This is a genomic window from Siminovitchia sediminis, from assembly GCF_042680885.1.
GTDB classification, from domain to species: domain Bacteria; phylum Bacillota; class Bacilli; order Bacillales; family Bacillaceae_C; genus Siminovitchia; species Siminovitchia sediminis.
In genome coordinates this window covers 1-17,103 of sequence record NZ_JBHUEO010000052.1, presented here as the reverse complement: position 1 = coordinate 17,103, position 17,103 = coordinate 1, and the positions used below count along the sequence as shown (strand labels likewise).

The window sequence follows — 17,103 nt, the reverse complement described above, 5'->3', positions numbered from 1 at the left end:
TAAGTTTCACTGGAGAAAGCTACCGAATGACTCACGCGTTATCAAGACAGAATCACTAACGGAATAGGCTGGCAAAGTTATGCACTTTTGATTGCACTATTGTGTATTTTTCTCTTGCAAAATACACCGTGCTAAGATTAATAATGTTATGAAGGCGATGGCAAGCCGAGTGATTAATTCTGGAATCGTCATTTATTAACTCCTTCATTGTTAAAATTGTTATATATGTAATATGATTCCATTCTTTTAAAAATAAATGCAGCTCTGTATACCAAATCAAGTCAGCGTTGTTTCCAATTTTAAAAAACACTTTGCAAATAAATTGGATAATTATGTTATATCACAGGGGATATATGTACCGAAGTTAACGCATCAGGTTAAGGGATAAAGAAACAATGTGAAAATAGAAAAAAGTCTCGGCAGATTGGCCAGGACCTTTTCATTCGATGCAGCCAATGGCTGCTAGTCTAAGGAAGTATAGGATTGAAATACGCTTCCCTTTTATTGTACGCCGAAGATCGAAATGGTTGGAGAAAGAAGCTCCGCAAGCAGATAACCGTGCACCATTCATACAGAACTAGAACTACATTCGTTAATGTTACGGAGGCTTTTGTTTAACAAGCTAAGTGGAGCGGTCATAGAATTCATTGATTCTTCCAGAATCGCGACTGTGTAAGGATCATCCTTGCTAAAAGCAGGGGGAATTATTTTTGGTAAATGTTATGACAGCAGTGGTAAGTCTTGTAGAAATCACTGGTAAAGAGGGACGGAAATGAAAGATCCTTATGGCTGTAATCAGCTTTTTTACAGTCTCTGCCTTCAAATATACCAATAGAATCAATGACCCTTTGTGAGATTCATGAAAGGATTAAACTTTACATAATAAAAAAACAAGAGTCTACTCCCAGACTCTCGTTTACATATTTCTTATAATGACATTCCTGCATCTACAACAAGTTCTGTACCAGTGACCCGGCGGGCTTCATCCGAAGCGAGGTAAAGTGCACCATTAGCGAGGTCTTCCGGCTCAATCACTTCACCTAACGGAATGGTTTCGATATACTTTTTCGCCAGTTCTTCATCATCAAAAATGCTCTGCACCATTGGGGTTTTTGTTGTTCCGGGAATCAATGTATTCACACGGATTTTATCCTTGGCAAGGATACCGGCAAACGTATAAGACATCGTACGCACAGCACCTTTGGAACTTGCATATCCAGGATAATCAGTTCGTGTTAATGTACTATTGGAAGCTACATTCACAATGCTTCCGCCTTTGTTTTCCTTCATATGAGTAACGGCATGCTTGATCATATAAAACGTCCCGTAAGCATTGACTTTGTAAATTTTATCAAATTCTTCCGAGTTGAATTGCTCAGCTGGATCACTGGGTCCTGCATAACCGGCATTATTGACTAAGATGTCCAGTTTTCCAAATTTTTCAACCGCAAAATCATTAATTTTTTCGCATCTTCTTCTTTGGAAATATCTCCGACAATATATTCGGCTGTACCGCCAGCTTGTTCAATTTCTTGTTTTACCTGTTTCACTCCGCCTTCGCCTATGTCAGCCAGCACGACTTTTGCCCCTTCTACTGCAAAGCGTTTTGCTGTGGCTGCTCCGATTCCGGAACCGCTTCCTGTCACAATTGCTACTTTATGTTCTAGTCTGGCCATTCATGATCGCCTCCAAATTTTTTAGTTGCACTGGCATAGATCTTAGTTCCTTCATCTATAATGATACGTTACATTAAGAAGAAAATGGTGAAAAAAGCTTGCGGAAAAATTCTCCAAGAGCAGGTGCTCATTTATATGATTCCCGTTTTTCACTAGTATAAGCATGGGTTTATGCATATTCACGAGGATGAAGTCATATGACATGTCATTCTTCATGCTGAAATCCGGATTGTCTGGCGAAATCCGCCAGCGGAAGCCCCTTCCAAAGCTCTGATTTGTTGGGTAAGGTTCACTAACTGATCTAAAGGGGAAAGTTTCCAGGACTATAGCTATTGTATGGAGGGCATACGAGGCAAAAAAAAGGGGGAGTGGTACATTCAGGAAAGATTCCTTTTTAAAACATCTGCCATCAACAGCGGAGAAACCTGCATGGAGGTTTCGTCCGTATGAAATGGCCTATCACGGACAGGAAAGCAGCTAAACAGTGCAATGTATATTCTTGTCACGTCTTTTAAAACATTGTGAAGCTGGTGGGCATCAACTGAAGGGGATATTTCTGAATGGTCGAACCTTTATTCCCTGCCAGAATCAGCAGGCTCCCCAATACAAGATGTTACTCTTTTCCAGCACTCTTCTTAATAAACGAACTAACACATTCATGAATCTCACTTACATTTGGCCGAAGATCAGCTTCGTACTGAAGACAGCGGTCTATGATATTTGCCATAGATCCGTCCATTTTCCGATAGGTCTGTACGGGTTCAGAAAATCTTTCAAGCTGCTCATATCTGCCATTTTCAAGAGTTTGAAACGGTCGTCTGCCAGTTGCTGCAAAAAAAAGCACCGATCCAATCCCCCATACATCCGCTGCTGTCGTCAATACACCTCCGCTGGCCTGTTCAGGGGACATATATTGCTTTGTGCCGACTCCTTTTCTTATGTCACCGGGAGACGCAGCCAGATTCAGATCGATCAGCTTTGCAAGAGGCGGCTGTGAAATGATATTGGAAGGTTTAATGTCCAGATGTAAAAGATTATTCAGATGGAGATAATGGACCACCGAGCAGAGCTGCCTGCCAAGGTGCGCAAGCTGCCTTTCTGGAAGTACTTTGTTCTGCTTTGTAAGATTTCTGATCAAATGTGATAATGTTTCGCCTGTTATTGTCTCCTGTATGAAAACTGGCGTAGGATCGGCGATGATTTCATACCCGCGAACCAGATTCGGATGTGAAAGGTTTGTTAGATATTCGCCTTCATGGACGATTCTTTTTCTTGCGTCATCATTTTCCAGTGCTTCAGGCTGTATAGTTTTGGCAATACAACCTGCAAGCCGTTTCTCACTCCAGACGTAATAAACATCGCAGTCTTTTCCGCGTCTCATATGATGAATCACTGTATAGCCGGGGATGAGCACCTCCCCCTTTTTGAGGGGTTCTGTATTTGCTGTATTCATTGTATGGCCCATCATGATTTTACCAGCTCCTCTCATGTTGTTGCTGCTTTTCATCTATACTTGCCATCTTTGCCGGGCCTGCGGCTAGAAGTTTCACTTTACCTTGTTGTACTTTATAGAGTTCCGCATATTTTCCACCTCGCATAAGCAACTCTTCGTGAGTGCCGGTTTCAATGACTTTACCATTTTCAAGATACAAAATTCGATCTGCAACTGCAGCACTTCTTAAATTATGTGTGATAATGAGGGTTGCCATATCCTCCATCAAGCGTTTCATGGGATCCATGATTCTGTGCTCAGAGTTAGCATCCAGACCTTCAGTTGGTTCATCAAGAATCAGAATAGAGGCATTTCGTATCATAGCTCTCGCAATCGCCAGCCGCTGCTGCTGTCCGCCTGATAAATTCCTTCCTTTTTGTCCTACGGGTGTGTCATAGCCGTTGGGCAATTCTTGTATAAACCGATGCGCATCAGCAAAGATCGCAGCTTTTACTATCTCTTCATCTGTCGCTCCCGGCTTGCCATAGGCGATATTTTCTTTTACTGTGCCGTCAAAAATCAGCGACTCTTGAAAAAGTACAGCCACATTCTTGCGCAGGGAGTCCAGTTTTAATCCTTTGAGCACATGCCCATCCAGAAGAATCCGGCCGGAAGTCGGATCATAGAAGCGCATGAGCAATTTTACAATGGTGGATTTACCTGCACCGCTTGCTCCCACAAGTGCTGTTGATTCACCGGGTTCAATAGAAAAGGAAACATTGGATAGTATGCTTTTGGATTTACCCGGATAGGTGAAAGAGACATTTTCAAATTCTATACGACCTGCAGGATTGTTCAGTTCATAGGGGGCTTCCATGACCTGTGGCTTTTCCTCCATAAATTCAATGACTCTTTCAGCACTTGCTGAGGCGGAATAGATTGTATTTAGCAACCTGCTCAATTTGCGGACAGGGCTGTATAGTTTTCCTAGAAGTAAAATAAAGGCAATGAGTGTACCTACCGTAATTTGGCCACTGGCAAGCAGCCAGGTTCCAGCGATCATCACAACAAGCGTTCCTGCTACTTCGATGAGACTGATCACTGGCGCAAATGCTGCTTTTAATCGTACTTTCAGCATTTTTGCCTTAAAGCTGCGCCGGTTTTGCAGGTCAAATCGTTCTCTCTCTGTATCCTGCTGATTATATGCCTGCATTAAAGCTATATTTGAAAAGCTCTCTTCAGATATGGCATGAATGGCTCCCTCTCTGCGAGCCCGCTCTCTGGAAGCCATCTTAATACGGCGAGAGAAGAAACGGGTCACCACGTAGAAAAGGGGAACAACGATTAACGAAACCAAAGCCAATGTCCACTGCATGTAAAATAGCATGCCAATAAAGACAATGAGCTGAAAAATATAGGAAATGGCTGAGGTTGCACCTGTAATGACCAGGCGTTCAATCGAAGAAATATCAGTAGAGAGTCTTGAGATAATATCTCCCAATTTACGCCCCTCAAAAAAAGATAGCGATAGTCCCTGTAAGTGTGTAAAGAGGCTGCTTCTTAAATGGAGAATAAAGTTTTCTCCTACCCAATTAGAAAGATAGGTTCCGCTGAAAAAAAGTATTCCACGAAGAAGTGTCAGTCCTAAATAAGCAAGGATCAGCCAATAAAGAGGAGTGTAAACCCCAGCAATTAAAACATGATCGATAAACACCTGCATCAGCCAGACGGTTGCGGATTGTACCATTGGCTGGAGTGCGATACACAGCAAGCTTAAAATAATCCATAAGCGGTAAGAACGGGCATATGGCCAGAACTTGCGAAAGATATCCCTCACCGGAACCGGTGGCGACTCAGAAATAAGGTTATCTTTGGTATGATCTATCTTCCATAATTTCTTAAACTTTTGTATAAATAGCGGGTCTTTGACCTTCTCTATTTTTCGGTGTATTCTTTTTTCCATTCATCTCACCCCTGAATGAAGACACGGCTCCTATTCAAAGGAGCCGCTCTAACGTGCAATTAAGAGTCGCTGTTACTGTAGCTGTAGCTGAAGCTATTGCTTTGGCTATCATGGCTGTAGCTCGCGCTGGAATCTTCTGTGGAAACAGCTGGGGCTGCCGTATCAAAATAAGTCATGTTGTTATTCCCTCCTTTCTTGTTTTTAGTATGTCACCCAAAGATTACCATACGCTGAGTAAAAGATTAGAAAACCATGAGAATCAAATGAATAGAAGATAAGAAAAATAGAATGAGGGGTCAATCCTTAATCACACACAGCAAGCGGCGTGCTTTTTACAAGAGAGGCTGATCAAGCACAGCTCCAGTAAACCTTGCGGTTAGTAAAACGAGATTGCCAGTTTTTAAGAGAGTGATCGTTTTACAGGGGAACGGTATAATGAATAGAAAAAAAGGACGCTCCGGCAAAATATAAAAGTTTGCACGGCACATCCTTTAATTTTTCTTTGCGTTGAACGTGTATATGATTTCCCAATCTCTATCAGTATTTATTAGATTCGAACGATCATCCTTCCTCTTGCCTGTCCCTTTAAAATCTTTGGCAAATATTCCGGAAGTTCTTCAAGTGAAATTTCAGATTGAATAATATTTGAAAGGTTGACAGGCTTTAAGTCCGTGGCCATACGCTGCCAGACGTCCTTACGCACTTCCATCGGACAATAAACAGAATCGATGCCCAGCAGATGAACTCCTCGTAAAATAAATGGAAATACAGTGGTGGGAACATGGGTTCCGCCGGTTAATCCGCTTACTGCAACCGCTCCGTTGTAACGGATTTTGCATAAAATCGCTGCCAGGGTTTCACCGCCAACAGGGTCGATCGCTCCAGCCCACAGCTGTTTGTCCAATGGCCTGATTTTCCCGTTATTGACATCTTCACGCGAAAGAACCTCTTTTGCACCTAATTGATATAAATACTCATGCTCTTCATTTTTTCCGGTACTGGCTGCAACATCATAGCCTTTTTTTGCAAGCATGGAAACGGCCAGGCTGCCTACTCCACCGGTTGCCCCTGTGACAAGGATCTTACCTTTTTCCGGAGTTAACCCGTGATTTTCTAAACTATGGATCGAAAGGGCAGCAGTAAAACCGGCGGTACCTAATATCATGGCTTCTTTTAGCGTCATTCCATCGGGTAACGGTACAATCCAATCTCCGGGAATACGTGCATATTCACTGTATCCTCCATGATGGGATACCCCGATTTCATAACTCGTTGCAATCACCTGATCTCCTTCTTTGAAACGGGAATCGTTTGAAGAAATGACTGTTCCTGCAAGATCAATTCCGGGAATGATGGGGTAAGAACTCACAATCTTTCCGTCAGGAATACTGGCTAATCCATCCTTATAGTTGATACCTGAATACTTGACTTGAATTAAAACACCTTCAGAAGGCAGATCATTGAAATGGAGATTGTTAACTTGTACAGAAAAGTCATCATCTGTTTTATTTACGACTAAGGCCTTGAATGGTTCAGTCATGGAATTGCCCCTTTCAGCGATTTTAAAAATGACTTCATTGATGCAAACTTTGCATTTCATGTCGGTGTTCAAAGTCATCCCATCATCATTTTAGAAATATCTGAACGAATATAGTTTACCATAAGCTAAATCATATGGACTAAAGTTACAGACAGTTCTGGTTAGGACTCAATGGAAAAACTTCCAAAATAGATGAAACGGAAGCCTATTTATAGGGTCCATGAAGATTGATGGGGGATAAATCAAAAGCTGGTTAGTTAATAGTTGATCGTTCAATGTCATGGATACCTGCAGTAATCCCTTGGTTCCAAGATTGTTCCCATTCTTAAAAAATAAATATACATTGACAGGAATATTCCTTTTATGGAATAATCGATTCAACAACAAGGTGTGGCACAGCTAGAGTGAAAGATTCGGAGGTGGTATGATTCATGTAGTAAAAATGCGCTTATCGATCTATGTAAAATACAATGGCAGGAGCTGATACAACATGAATGCGCAAACATTCAGTGCACTTGCGGAACCCAACCGTTTGGATATCGTCGAGCTTCTACTTGAAGAACCGCTTTCGGTGGGGGAAATTGCGGATAAACTAAAGCTCAACCAGCCCCAAACTTCGAAGCACCTTCGCGTATTGAGTGAAGCTGGTCTTGTCGAGGTTCAGCCGATAGCTAATCGCCGAATATATAAGCTAAGGGCAGAACCGTTTAAAGATTTGGATAGGTGGCTTGACTCCTACCGTCAAATGTGGGAAGCGCGGATGGATCGGTTGGACGATTATCTCAATGTCTTACAGGAAAAGAAACCATTCAATTGATGATTGCGGAAGCAAAGCAATCACAATCCTGTCACAGATCAACAGGTTGCAGTGCGGCTGATGAAGTAAAAACATCCAGTCATCTTTTCCATAAGCGTATTAACTATGTTGGTGATCAAGATCTTTACTTAACTGTAAATGGTAAGCGGAGAGAGATTATATAATTGAAGGAGGAGTTCATATGTCAATCAGCGAGTTAAGCTCCAAAGTGGAGAACGATAAGGTACTAGTACTGGAGCGTATTTTTGACGCACCGCGCGATCTTGTGTTCAACATGTTTAAAGACCCTGAGCATCTCAAACATTGGTGGGGGCCTGCTGGCTGGGAACTTCCGGTTTGCCGCATTGATTTCCGTCCGGGCGGTACATGGCTTTACTGTATGAAATGTATGGACCGGAATCAAGGAGAATACTATGGAATGGAATCTTGTGGAAAAGCTGTTTACAAAGATATCATCGAACCGGAGTTGATTGCTTACACGGATTACTTCTCGGATGCAGATGGCCAAATTGATGAAAATATGCCGGCATCTGCGATTACGCTGGATTTTATCGATCTCGGCGGCAAGACAAAACTGGTGAACCGTTCTGAATACGTGTCAGCAGAAGCACTCAAAACAGTTTTGGATATGGGTATGTTGGAAGGCATCACCGAAACTTGGAACCGCCTGGAAGAACATTTGAAAGAGGTTAAATAAATCATAAGGTGGGAAATCAATGACAAAGCAAAAAATTGTTCCCCATTTATGGTTTAATCAGGAAGCGCAAGAGGCCGCGCAATTTTATACATCTATCTTTCCTGATTCAACAATTACCAATCACACAACGATCCGCAACACACCATCTGGGGACAGCGATATAGTTTCTTTTCATCTCGCCGGCTATTCATTGATGGCCATCAATGGAGGGCCGCATTTTCAGTTTAATCCCTCGATTTCTTTTTTAGTCAATTTTGATCCATCCAGAGATGAGGAAGCGGAGGAACATTTAAATCAGCTTTGGGAAAAACTGTCCCAGAATGGGAGGGCACTGATGCCGCTTCAAGAGTATCCGTTCAGTAAACGCTACGGATGGATACAGGATCAGTTTGGTCTGTCATGGCAGCTGATCCTCACGAACCCGGAAGGTGAGGAACGTCCATTTATTATACCTTCCCTCATGTTTGTTCAAGACGTGTACGGTAAAGCAGAAGAAGCCAGTGACTTTTATCTTTCTGTTTTTAACGATACCGGACGAGGTCACATCGCTCGTTACCCTGCCGGGATGGAACCAGACAAGGAAGGGACAATGATGTTTACAGATTTTATGCTGGAGAATCAATGGTTTACCGCAATGGACAGTGGGCATTCACATGACTTTAACTTCAATGAAGCTGTTTCACTTTTAGTCCGGTGTGACAACCAGGATGAGATTGATGACCGCTGGGAAAAACTTTCTGCTGATCCGAAGGCAGAGCAATGTGGCTGGTTGAAAGATCAGTATGGTGTATCCTGGCAAATCTGGCCAAAAGTGATGGAAGACATGATGACAAATGCGACGAACGAACAAATGGATCGATTAACAAGGGCATTTCTTAAAATGAAAAAATTTGACATAGAAAAATTACGAGAAGCCTATCGGGGCAGGTAATCATTTGGCTGCTCTGAATTAAATCACCATCATGTTAAAGCTGGTAAGTGCCAGCTTTTTTTGTATCTTCCCGGTCACAGACGTTAAAAATTCTTTTATTGAAGAATGAACGGCCGGACTCTTTAATGTAGCATTTTCGTGCGGATCATGGTGCAAGTCCTAATAGACTCCCCGGACCTGCAGGGTACTAATAGAACTGATCTCATCATATTTTATTAAGAAAACTATTTGGGGAGTGTAAAGGTCATTGACAAATGTCAAAGTTCGGCTAAGGCCCGTCGCAGGGCGAATCAATTTACCCACGGTAATAAAAACAGCAATCCTTCCCGGTGATTCCATGGAAAGTCTATTTATTGCAACCCAGATCGGCGAAATCTTTTATATCAGGGACGAGGTTATCAGGCTTTTTTTAGATATTCGACCGCAAATAATCAAACTGGGTACTTTTGAACCGGGGGTTTCCGGCGGGGGCTATGATGAACGTGGATTACTGGGACTTGCGTTTCATCCCTGGTTTACCTATAACGGTCTATTTTATTTGCATTATTCACTGGCTGGAACACAAGGCCCTGGTGCTCTTCCTGAAAATTTTAAGCCCAATCCGTGCGACCCCGATACTTTACATCTCAAGTGGACCAATAGAGAAACTCAATATGATCACATTGATACAGTGGAAGAATGGATGCTGCTAACAAATGGCCAAACTCAAAAGAGACGAACATTGCTTCAATTGAGAAGGCCCTTTTTTAATCATAATGGTGTCAATAGCTTAAACTTTTCACCTGAAACAGGAAAACTTGTTTTAACAACCGGAGATGGCGGATCAGGTTATGATCCTTTTAATTTAAGCCAGGATAACATGGAGATTGCCGGAAAAATTATTGAAATCGATGCAGATAAGAATGTATTTGTCAATCATCCCCCTGTTGTTACCCGTTTTAATGAACTTCCCGTAACTATTCAGGAAACACTTACGGTCATAGCCAAAGGGGTGCGGAATGTACCAGGCATTTCATTTCAAAGGGTAAATCATCAATATATCAAATATGTGGGCAATGTCGGCCAGGATTTGGCAGAGTCGATTTTTTCATTCGTTAATTATAAACCCGCACCGGTTTCCCGACTGATTCAAGAATCTCAACTCGATCAACCAGGATTGATAAACTTTGGCTGGCGAGGGTGGGAAGGGGCATTTCCAACGTCAATCATCAGGGACTGCTCTGCAAACCAGACTTTGGATGAGACGGCCATTGCATTTTACGAGGAGGCAGTAACGAATTCAGCGAGACGCCTGCAGCCCTTAACCACTTATTTTCATAAAGATCCCCGACCTGATAAGTTTGGAGGAACGGCGCTTACAGGAGTACAGCCTTATATGGGTCACGCCATTCCCGCTTTAACCGGAAGAGTGATATTTACGGATCTGGCCAGGAAAGGTGAATCTCAACGGGCGGCCAGAGGGGTTTTAGCTTATACCGGGATGAGAACAGCTGGGCAGTCAAATGATTTTGGCGTGATCGAAACGGACCACGATTTTGGGTCTCAACCCGCTTATTACGTCAGCTTAGGAACGAATAGGAATCAAACCAGGCACTATTTAGGGGTTTATGGCTCTATGAGAGTGACGGACTTGAACCTGGGCACGGTTTTTGAAATTGTTCCAGACTTATAGCGCTGGGGACTAGTGGAGTCGATGGAGAACAATCGTCGTAACAGAACTGTCGTTTTGGGACCTATGTAAATGTAGAGTAAAGAAGGAGACCATTATGTATTGGTTTAGCCTGTTATCCGATGAACCATACAAGCTTCACCAGTATGCAAAGTCATTTTCTTATTCTAAAAAACTTGTATTCACTGCCTTGCTTTCGGCTCTTGCAGCCATCTTACAATCTGCGGGAAACCTTCTGCCGGGTGTGGGATATTTGATTAGTCCGTTTGCTTCTGCTCCTATTTTGATTTGTACAATGATATCTATTCCGTTCGGTCTTCAAAGTTACATGTTAACCATTTTATTACTCTTTTTCATTCAACCCGGAGAATTTTTTGTGTTTACATTTACAACCGGGCTTGTAGGATTAGGTATCGGGATGTCATTTCTGCTGATAAAAAGAAGAATCGGCATCATCGTTTTTACGTCTTTAGTGTTGCTGGCCGGAATTTGTTTCATCCTATATATTGTTCAATTCCCTGTATTGGGGCCATTTGCCGGTACGACTGTATCCTTTAGGGTGATAGGCTTTATTTACATTTTTTCTTTTATATATAGCTGGGGATGGACGGAAGCAAGCAGGTTGATTTTCAGGAGATTGGTTCAAATCATAGCGAAAGGCAGATAGCTTTATTTTAGATGCTAAAAAGCATCCATTTTTGAATCTAAAGTTGTACCGCCGAAGCCATGGATCAGGAATGCATCAGGATCGCTATATTGCACGAAGGAAAGCTTTGCTTTATCGAGGATACGGCGGTCGGTCTTTCCGCCCCTCTATACGGCTGTCTTTCGTATTTCAATGGGCACGAATGATTTGCAGCACAAGGCAATGTATAAGTAATCATACAATGGTTCATTCATAGAAAAGCAAATTGCGAATAGCCCCGTCCTCGTATGAAGACGGGGTTACAATAAATGCGTCCATATTCATGTTCATTTTCTTGGAGGGGGAAAGACAATAGACATGGAATATATGAGTTTAAAAAATGGACAATTTGATAAGAGGGTGTATTTTTTCTGCGGGGAGAGCTGTCCTTTTCAGACTAAAGTCTTTGAATCCAGGCTCTGCTACTTGAATGAGTAAGTCACGGACGATCTTTTGATTACTATTTAGGTTTCCCTGTATCTTTATTATTTCTTAAATAGGCCTGCTTCTACTGCAGCTTCATAGCTGTCTCTGGCAAATTTGAAAGGATTGCCCACGTTTTCCCAGTGCATGTACATTAATCGCGGCTCGTCAAACAGCCAGTGGTTGTGTACCGCTGTTACAATGAGTCCGCGCTTTCTTAAGGCAGTCAAAAACGGGTTGATTTCCTTTTGAAGAATAACCGTTTCCCCAAGGTTTAATGTTTTTCCTCCTACATTGTTCTCAAAAGACAGAGCAAAAGGTAATGCCAGGGGTGAGCGGGTTTTTCTTCCTAAAATGCTGGCATTAATATTTCTAAGACGTTGTACAACGCATACGGGTGCAGCGGTGATCACTTCTCCGCCGATAATATTTGCTAATTTTTGACACGTTTTAGACACGAATCTCCCTCCTTTCGAAATTTACTAATATACTATGCAAGGGACAGAGAGCTTGTATAGTTGAGAAACTATAGAGAAAAAATAGATGTACATGCAGCTGGCACGCCTGATCGCTTACCTATTTATTGGTGAGCAATAAGATCCATTTACATAGTTTTAGCCCTTGCTGTCTGACGGCAAGGGCTAATTTAATAGATTTCATTGGATTGTTTATAGACTCTTATGGTATTCGATCGTCCTGGCTGTTCGAATTCCGGCTTCCTCATTGAAGAGTTTGCTAACCACATAAGAGACATATCGATTCCGGCAGAAATGCATGCACGTTGACAGGTTGAACACTTCATAGGGTCCAACAAAGTCCATGGCATCTACCTCATTGAAAAGTAAAATTCCAATATGGAAGATAATGAGCCTGCCGCAAGGCAGCCGAATTAGCGGGAGTTTTTCGACTGATTTGAAGTCACCTTATCAGCATTCATCCATATGATGAAGAAACAATTCTCAGATTGGAAAAATTACCCTTATTTTCAATAGGGAAGGACCTATTTGTTGATCCCCCCAAGTACAAAAATGAATGGTGTTTGGGCTGTCAATTTTTTTATTCACACTAAAACGATCTATTAAACAGGTTGATTTTTAGTGGTGGAGTGGAGGAAAGAACATGACAACAGTCGGGTATTGGTTTATTGGCTTTGCATTGGTGTATACGGCTTTCCTCATTACTGTAAGCCGGATTGCAAAAAAGAAAGCATCTGATGGAAGTGGTTTTTTTGTTGGCGGGAGGGGATTTAACACTCTGTTTGTTACAGTTTGTATTACAGGGCTTTTTTCCGGATCTTCTTATATTGCTATTCTTGAACTCAGTTATCTCACGGGCATATCAGCCATCTGGTATGGAGTTGCCGAAACGATTCATGTCCTTATCATAGCCCTTGTTTTTATCGCACCTTTCAGAAAAAAATCATTGGTGACCATCTCGGGGCTATTGGGGGATCGCTATGGGGAGAAAGTCCGGGCGGTTTCCGGTGCCATTACCGCCTTTACATTTCCGATGTGGTCCGTGGCGACTGCCCTTGCTTTTGCCTCGGCACTTTCAGTGTTTACCGGAATTTCTCTCATTTGGTCTGTCGTGTTAACGGCCATATTATTGCTGGTGTATTTACAATTCGGCGGCATGTGGTCCATCGGTTTTACTCAGTTAAGCAACGTCATTGTATTCTTCATCATGTTGGCCATTGGTGTATATGCCTTTCTGCTGAATCCCGGCATAGATGGAATAAAAGTTTTATTTGCGGAAAGGCCGGAAATGGCCTCTCCGGATGGTGCCGGTATCCAAACGATCCTTGCATGGTTTGGTACATTTTTATTTAATGTCATTCTTGCACAGGCTGCTTTCCAAATGGCCTTATCCTGTAAGACACCCAGTCAGGGGCGCAATGGGTTAATTTATGCGTCGGTACTTGGGATCCCTTTAATTATCGGGGCTGTCATTTTTGGGTTGGCTGCTGCCCATGTTGTTCCGGATGAAACACGCGGACTCGTCGCAGTTCCCCTTTATTTAATGGACATTCTTCCTGCCCCTTTGGTTGGACTCTTTTTCCTTGGATTTTGGGCTGCAGCACTCAGCTGGGGAGCACCATGCCAGTTTTCCGGCGCAACCAGTCTGGGGCGCGATGTAGGCAAGGCTGTGAATCCAAGAGCAAATGAGCTTCAGCTAGTCCGCTATACGAAATGGTCTTTATTGATTTTAACCGTCTTAATGGTGGGATTCGCGCTTTTACGTTCCGAACAATCCGCCTGGTGGAATGTCCTTGCCTGGGTAACTAGAAACTCAGCAACTTTTGCACCGGTGATTGCAGCACTTTTCTGGCCGGCAGTGACAAGGCATGCTGCTTTTATTTCTCTCTTTACAGGTTCATTTTCAGGACTGCTGTGGTATCACCTGAGTGGATGGTCTGTAAATGAGTTTTTCTTGAATATTCATCCGGTGTGGATCGGGATGATGGTTAACATGATTACGATAGTTATCGCCAGTTTGATTGGGAACATGGGCAATTGGGAATGGAAGGGGTCCGTTAGAAGCATTGGTTTTTACACCTTTGTATTCTCTTTTGCTTTGATGATCTATATGGTTTCTTCAATTGATTTTTTGTACAAAAATGGCGTACTCGGCTTGGTGGCCATGCTCATTACCTCGGGTCTATTTGTTGCCTGCATGAACTTTATTAAATTAAAGAAAGCTGCTGAATCGATTCAAAAAGTCATATAAGGGGGAGGACGCATGTTAGCAGCGAAAACTACTCATTTAAGGAAAATCAAGGTTCATACAGATTGGAAGGGAAATCTACAAACAGAACATTTTGTCAGAGGATTTCAGTTTATCGTTGATGAGCCTAAAAAAATAGGCGGGGATAATGAAGCACCTACACCGTTGGAATATGTGCTTGGATCCTTCAATGGATGCTTACTCGTTGTGATTGAATTAGTTGCAAATGAATGTTCCTTTCAATATGAAGATATTGAGATCTTTTCAACAGCCACTGTTGACCGCCGGGGACTGATGGGTACAGCAGATGTATCTCCGTATTATCAAACGGTAGAAAATGAAATTATTTTTTATTCAAAAGAGTCTGAAGAAAGATTAGAGGAGTTAATGGAAATTGTGACAGAGCGCTGTCCGGTCTATAATTTATTAAAAAACGCCGGTGTGGAAATCCAGTTGAACTGGACCATGAAATAACACGACCATTTCAAGTGAAATCGATTCACTTGTTTTTTTGTTTGCAGGGGCAGGTGAGGTTTCCATACATAGAGATGTACGATTATGATTGGGAACCATGGGCTGACGGATTTTCTTATTGAGGATCTCGCTTCCGAAAAAAAGCCCTGCGGATGCAGGACCCTATCTATCAGGTGATTACTGATCGTTCATTTGTTTTTGGTGTCTTTTGAATGCTTTGTCCGCCTTTTTATATTCCTTGTTATAGTGTACTTCCTGTGCATCGGACAACTGCAGGTTTCGGGCCGGCTGATATTGTGATTTGGCCATTCATCAGACTTCCTTTCTATGAAAAGATGTTCAATCTATTCTTTATATATACCCACGAAAGTGTCTATTAAACTTCGGCTTTAAAGGGTCTATGTTAAAATAAAAAGAACATACAGACAATAGAAAATGGGGTGAAGGGACAGCATGGGATTGCGGGTCAGAAAAAGTTTTAAAATAGCTAAAGGCGTTCGCGTAAATGTGGGAAAATCCGGTGCAAGCTTAAGTTTTGGTACAAAAGGGCTGCGGCACAGCATTCATACGAGCGGCAGGAGAACGAGTACGGTTGGTCTTCCGGGAACGGGAATTTCCTATTCGACCTCCTCATCCGGAAAAAGAAAAAATTTAAGGCAGGCAAATAACATTGCACAGCAGCAAAAAATGCAGCAATTAGAAGACAACCACGCTATCGTTCATGAATATGAACAGCTGATTGACAAGCTGACTCATATTCATCAGGATGCAGATGAGAAGGTGGATTGGAAGCAGCTTCAGGAGGCGCCTGCTCCGTTTCGGCCGCCGGGACCCGGGCCGAACGAACAGCGGGCCAGACAGGAACTGGAAAACTATTCCCCCGGATTCATTGAAAAGCTGCTGCCGTCCAAAGGAGAGAAAAGGCGGGCAACTCTGGAGGCAGCTGTAAAGGAGGCCAGAAAGCGGGATCAGGAAGAATACGATCATTGGAAAAACCTGCATGAGCTGGCGAACCTCATTTTACAAGGAGACATCGATACCTATTTTCAAGTGATTTATGAAATGAATCCGTTGGATGATCTGCTGGAATTTGGAGGTGAATTTGAATTTGGGGCAAACGACAGTGAAACATTGGAAGTGGAATTCAAAGTGAAGCCGGATATTATTCCGGATTATTCTCTTTCCTTGACTAAGACAGGAAAGGTTTCAAGGAAGAACCTGACCAAAACCGCTTATTTTGCATTGAAACAGGATTATGTGTGCAGCTGTGTCATCCGGATTGCCCGCGATATGGCGGCGCTGCTTCCAGTGGAGCGGGTAGTCGTCCATGCGGTGGAAGACGTATTGAATACGTCAACAGGTCATGAGGAGGAAACTGTGATATTATCCGCTTCTATAGATGTGAAGACATTACATCCATTAAACTTTGACCGGATCGACCCATCCGATGCACTGGAAAACTTCCCGCATCATATGAAATTTTTAAAGACCCAGGGGTTTAAGCCGGTTGAAAAAGTAGATTTTTCGACAAGTGACAGTGGTTGACCCCCTTATAATGGACACATGGTTTATACTGAAATACGACATAACGCAATTTTCCCGGAGGTAAGTGAATGATGTCAAAACAAAGAAACAGCCACCATAGTGTCGAAACTAAACTAAAAACCGTCCTGGATGTACTTGAGAACGGAACACCGGTCGCTTCGGCTGCGAAACAGCTGGGTGTGCACCGGGACACAGTTTATAACTGGTTAAACGCCTATAAGAAAGACGGCGAAGCGGGACTTGCATCTTCTCGTTCCGTCAGGCAGCCTGCCACTTCAGGGGTTGCTAAAGAGAACCGTGAATTAAAGAAAAGACTCAAAGAAAAAGAAACAGAGATTGAGATCTTAAAAAAGTTCCAGGCCTTTCTCAAAGAGAGCGAATAAGCAAGAAATTTGAAGCAGTCACGGCTTTGAGAAAGGACTATCCCGTTATCCTTCTTTGTAAAGTCCTCCAGGTATCCACGAGTGGTTACTATGCCTATTTGAAACGGCCCAAAAAACTGGCCTCCCGTGAGAATCAAGCACTTC

15 protein-coding genes and 1 pseudogene are annotated in these 17,103 nt (G+C 42.7%); 10 read left to right on the top strand and 6 right to left on the bottom strand.

What is annotated here, in order from left to right:
* Positions 1 to 927: 927 nt before the first annotated feature.
* The 3 genes and pseudogenes from ACFSCZ_RS14725 to ACFSCZ_RS14715 form a co-directional block, all read right to left on the bottom strand.
* Positions 928 to 1,676: pseudogene (locus ACFSCZ_RS14725) on the bottom strand (SDR family NAD(P)-dependent oxidoreductase).
* Between the two features lie 613 nt (positions 1,677 to 2,289).
* Entirely contained in the window at positions 2,290 to 3,144 is an 855-nt protein-coding gene (locus ACFSCZ_RS14720) for a serine/threonine-protein kinase (RefSeq protein WP_380774861.1), read from the bottom strand.
* A 4-nt stretch (positions 3,145 to 3,148) separates the two neighbouring features.
* Positions 3,149 to 5,071: an ABC transporter ATP-binding protein gene (locus ACFSCZ_RS14715; protein WP_380774859.1), complete on the bottom strand. Its 1,923-nt coding sequence runs from the start codon at positions 5,069 to 5,071 to the stop codon at positions 3,149 to 3,151.
* A gap of 53 nt (positions 5,072 to 5,124) precedes the next feature.
* On the opposite strand from ACFSCZ_RS14715, the gene ACFSCZ_RS14710 reads away from it, so the two are divergent.
* Complete coding sequence (locus ACFSCZ_RS14710; RefSeq protein WP_380774858.1) at positions 5,125 to 5,349, top strand: hypothetical protein; 225 nt, start codon at positions 5,125 to 5,127, stop codon at positions 5,347 to 5,349.
* Between the two features lie 269 nt (positions 5,350 to 5,618).
* Here ACFSCZ_RS14710 and ACFSCZ_RS14705 read toward each other — a convergent pair whose 3' ends face one another.
* Positions 5,619 to 6,611 (bottom strand): NADPH:quinone oxidoreductase family protein, encoded by a 993-nt coding sequence (locus ACFSCZ_RS14705; protein WP_380774857.1) that lies wholly within the window; start codon positions 6,609 to 6,611, stop codon positions 5,619 to 5,621.
* A 490-nt stretch (positions 6,612 to 7,101) separates the two neighbouring features.
* Here ACFSCZ_RS14705 and ACFSCZ_RS14700 point away from each other — a divergent pair, with 490 nt between their 5' ends.
* The 5 genes from ACFSCZ_RS14700 (at position 7,102) to ACFSCZ_RS14680 (ending at position 11,392) form a co-directional block, all read left to right on the top strand.
* A complete protein-coding gene (locus tag ACFSCZ_RS14700) occupies positions 7,102 to 7,428 on the top strand; it encodes an ArsR/SmtB family transcription factor (protein ID WP_380774856.1) in 327 nt (108 codons plus the stop codon).
* A 181-nt stretch (positions 7,429 to 7,609) separates the two neighbouring features.
* A complete protein-coding gene (locus tag ACFSCZ_RS14695; RefSeq protein ID WP_380774852.1) occupies positions 7,610 to 8,125 on the top strand; it encodes an SRPBCC domain-containing protein in 516 nt (171 codons plus the stop codon).
* A gap of 19 nt (positions 8,126 to 8,144) precedes the next feature.
* A complete protein-coding gene (locus tag ACFSCZ_RS14690; RefSeq protein WP_380774851.1) occupies positions 8,145 to 9,056 on the top strand; it encodes a VOC family protein in 912 nt (303 codons plus the stop codon).
* A 247-nt stretch (positions 9,057 to 9,303) separates the two neighbouring features.
* On the top strand, positions 9,304 to 10,728 hold the full coding sequence (locus tag ACFSCZ_RS14685; protein ID WP_380774850.1) for a PQQ-dependent sugar dehydrogenase: 1,425 nt from the start codon (positions 9,304 to 9,306) through the stop codon (positions 10,726 to 10,728).
* A gap of 94 nt (positions 10,729 to 10,822) precedes the next feature.
* Positions 10,823 to 11,392, top strand: a complete 570-nt coding sequence (locus ACFSCZ_RS14680; RefSeq protein ID WP_380774849.1) for a hypothetical protein — start codon at positions 10,823 to 10,825, stop codon at positions 11,390 to 11,392.
* A gap of 503 nt (positions 11,393 to 11,895) precedes the next feature.
* On the opposite strand, the gene ACFSCZ_RS14675 is transcribed toward ACFSCZ_RS14680, so the two are convergent.
* Positions 11,896 to 12,291, bottom strand: coding sequence for a DUF1259 domain-containing protein (locus ACFSCZ_RS14675; protein WP_380774848.1), 396 nt, complete (start codon positions 12,289 to 12,291; stop codon positions 11,896 to 11,898).
* A gap of 661 nt (positions 12,292 to 12,952) precedes the next feature.
* Here ACFSCZ_RS14675 and ACFSCZ_RS14670 point away from each other — a divergent pair.
* Both ACFSCZ_RS14670 and ACFSCZ_RS14665 read left to right on the top strand, forming a co-directional pair.
* Positions 12,953 to 14,560 (top strand): sodium:solute symporter family protein, encoded by a 1,608-nt coding sequence (locus ACFSCZ_RS14670; protein ID WP_380774847.1) that lies wholly within the window; start codon positions 12,953 to 12,955, stop codon positions 14,558 to 14,560.
* A gap of 12 nt (positions 14,561 to 14,572) precedes the next feature.
* On the top strand, positions 14,573 to 15,031 hold the full coding sequence (locus tag ACFSCZ_RS14665; RefSeq protein WP_380774846.1) for an OsmC family protein: 459 nt from the start codon (positions 14,573 to 14,575) through the stop codon (positions 15,029 to 15,031).
* 177 nt (positions 15,032 to 15,208) lie between these two features.
* Here ACFSCZ_RS14665 and ACFSCZ_RS14660 read toward each other — a convergent pair whose 3' ends face one another.
* Complete coding sequence (locus ACFSCZ_RS14660) at positions 15,209 to 15,340, bottom strand: YfhE family protein (RefSeq protein WP_380774845.1); 132 nt, start codon at positions 15,338 to 15,340, stop codon at positions 15,209 to 15,211.
* A 144-nt stretch (positions 15,341 to 15,484) separates the two neighbouring features.
* Here ACFSCZ_RS14660 and ACFSCZ_RS14655 point away from each other — a divergent pair, with 144 nt between their 5' ends.
* A complete protein-coding gene (locus ACFSCZ_RS14655; protein ID WP_380774844.1) occupies positions 15,485 to 16,576 on the top strand; it encodes a DUF4236 domain-containing protein in 1,092 nt (363 codons plus the stop codon).
* A 68-nt stretch (positions 16,577 to 16,644) separates the two neighbouring features.
* A complete protein-coding gene (locus tag ACFSCZ_RS14650; protein WP_380774843.1) occupies positions 16,645 to 16,959 on the top strand; it encodes a transposase in 315 nt (104 codons plus the stop codon).
* The last annotated feature ends 144 nt before the right edge of the window (positions 16,960 to 17,103 follow it).

Excerpts from the sequence above, each read along its gene's own strand:
- ACFSCZ_RS14720 (WP_380774861.1), bottom strand. The coding sequence starts at position 3,144 with ATGATGGGCCATACAATGAATACAGCAAATACAGAACCCCTCAAAAAG.
- ACFSCZ_RS14715 (WP_380774859.1), bottom strand. The coding sequence starts at position 5,071 with ATGGAAAAAAGAATACACCGAAAAATAGAGAAGGTCAAAGACCCGCTA.
- ACFSCZ_RS14705 (WP_380774857.1), bottom strand. The coding sequence starts at position 6,611 with ATGACTGAACCATTCAAGGCCTTAGTCGTAAATAAAACAGATGATGAC.
- ACFSCZ_RS14700 (WP_380774856.1), top strand. The coding sequence starts at position 7,102 with ATGAATGCGCAAACATTCAGTGCACTTGCGGAACCCAACCGTTTGGAT.
- ACFSCZ_RS14695 (WP_380774852.1), top strand. The coding sequence starts at position 7,610 with ATGTCAATCAGCGAGTTAAGCTCCAAAGTGGAGAACGATAAGGTACTA.
- ACFSCZ_RS14690 (WP_380774851.1), top strand. The coding sequence starts at position 8,145 with ATGACAAAGCAAAAAATTGTTCCCCATTTATGGTTTAATCAGGAAGCG.
- ACFSCZ_RS14680 (WP_380774849.1), top strand. The coding sequence starts at position 10,823 with ATGTATTGGTTTAGCCTGTTATCCGATGAACCATACAAGCTTCACCAG.
- ACFSCZ_RS14670 (WP_380774847.1), top strand. The coding sequence starts at position 12,953 with ATGACAACAGTCGGGTATTGGTTTATTGGCTTTGCATTGGTGTATACG.
- ACFSCZ_RS14665 (WP_380774846.1), top strand. The coding sequence starts at position 14,573 with ATGTTAGCAGCGAAAACTACTCATTTAAGGAAAATCAAGGTTCATACA.
- ACFSCZ_RS14660 (WP_380774845.1), bottom strand. The coding sequence starts at position 15,340 with ATGGCCAAATCACAATATCAGCCGGCCCGAAACCTGCAGTTGTCCGAT.
- ACFSCZ_RS14655 (WP_380774844.1), top strand. The coding sequence starts at position 15,485 with ATGGGATTGCGGGTCAGAAAAAGTTTTAAAATAGCTAAAGGCGTTCGC.
- ACFSCZ_RS14650 (WP_380774843.1), top strand. The coding sequence starts at position 16,645 with ATGATGTCAAAACAAAGAAACAGCCACCATAGTGTCGAAACTAAACTA.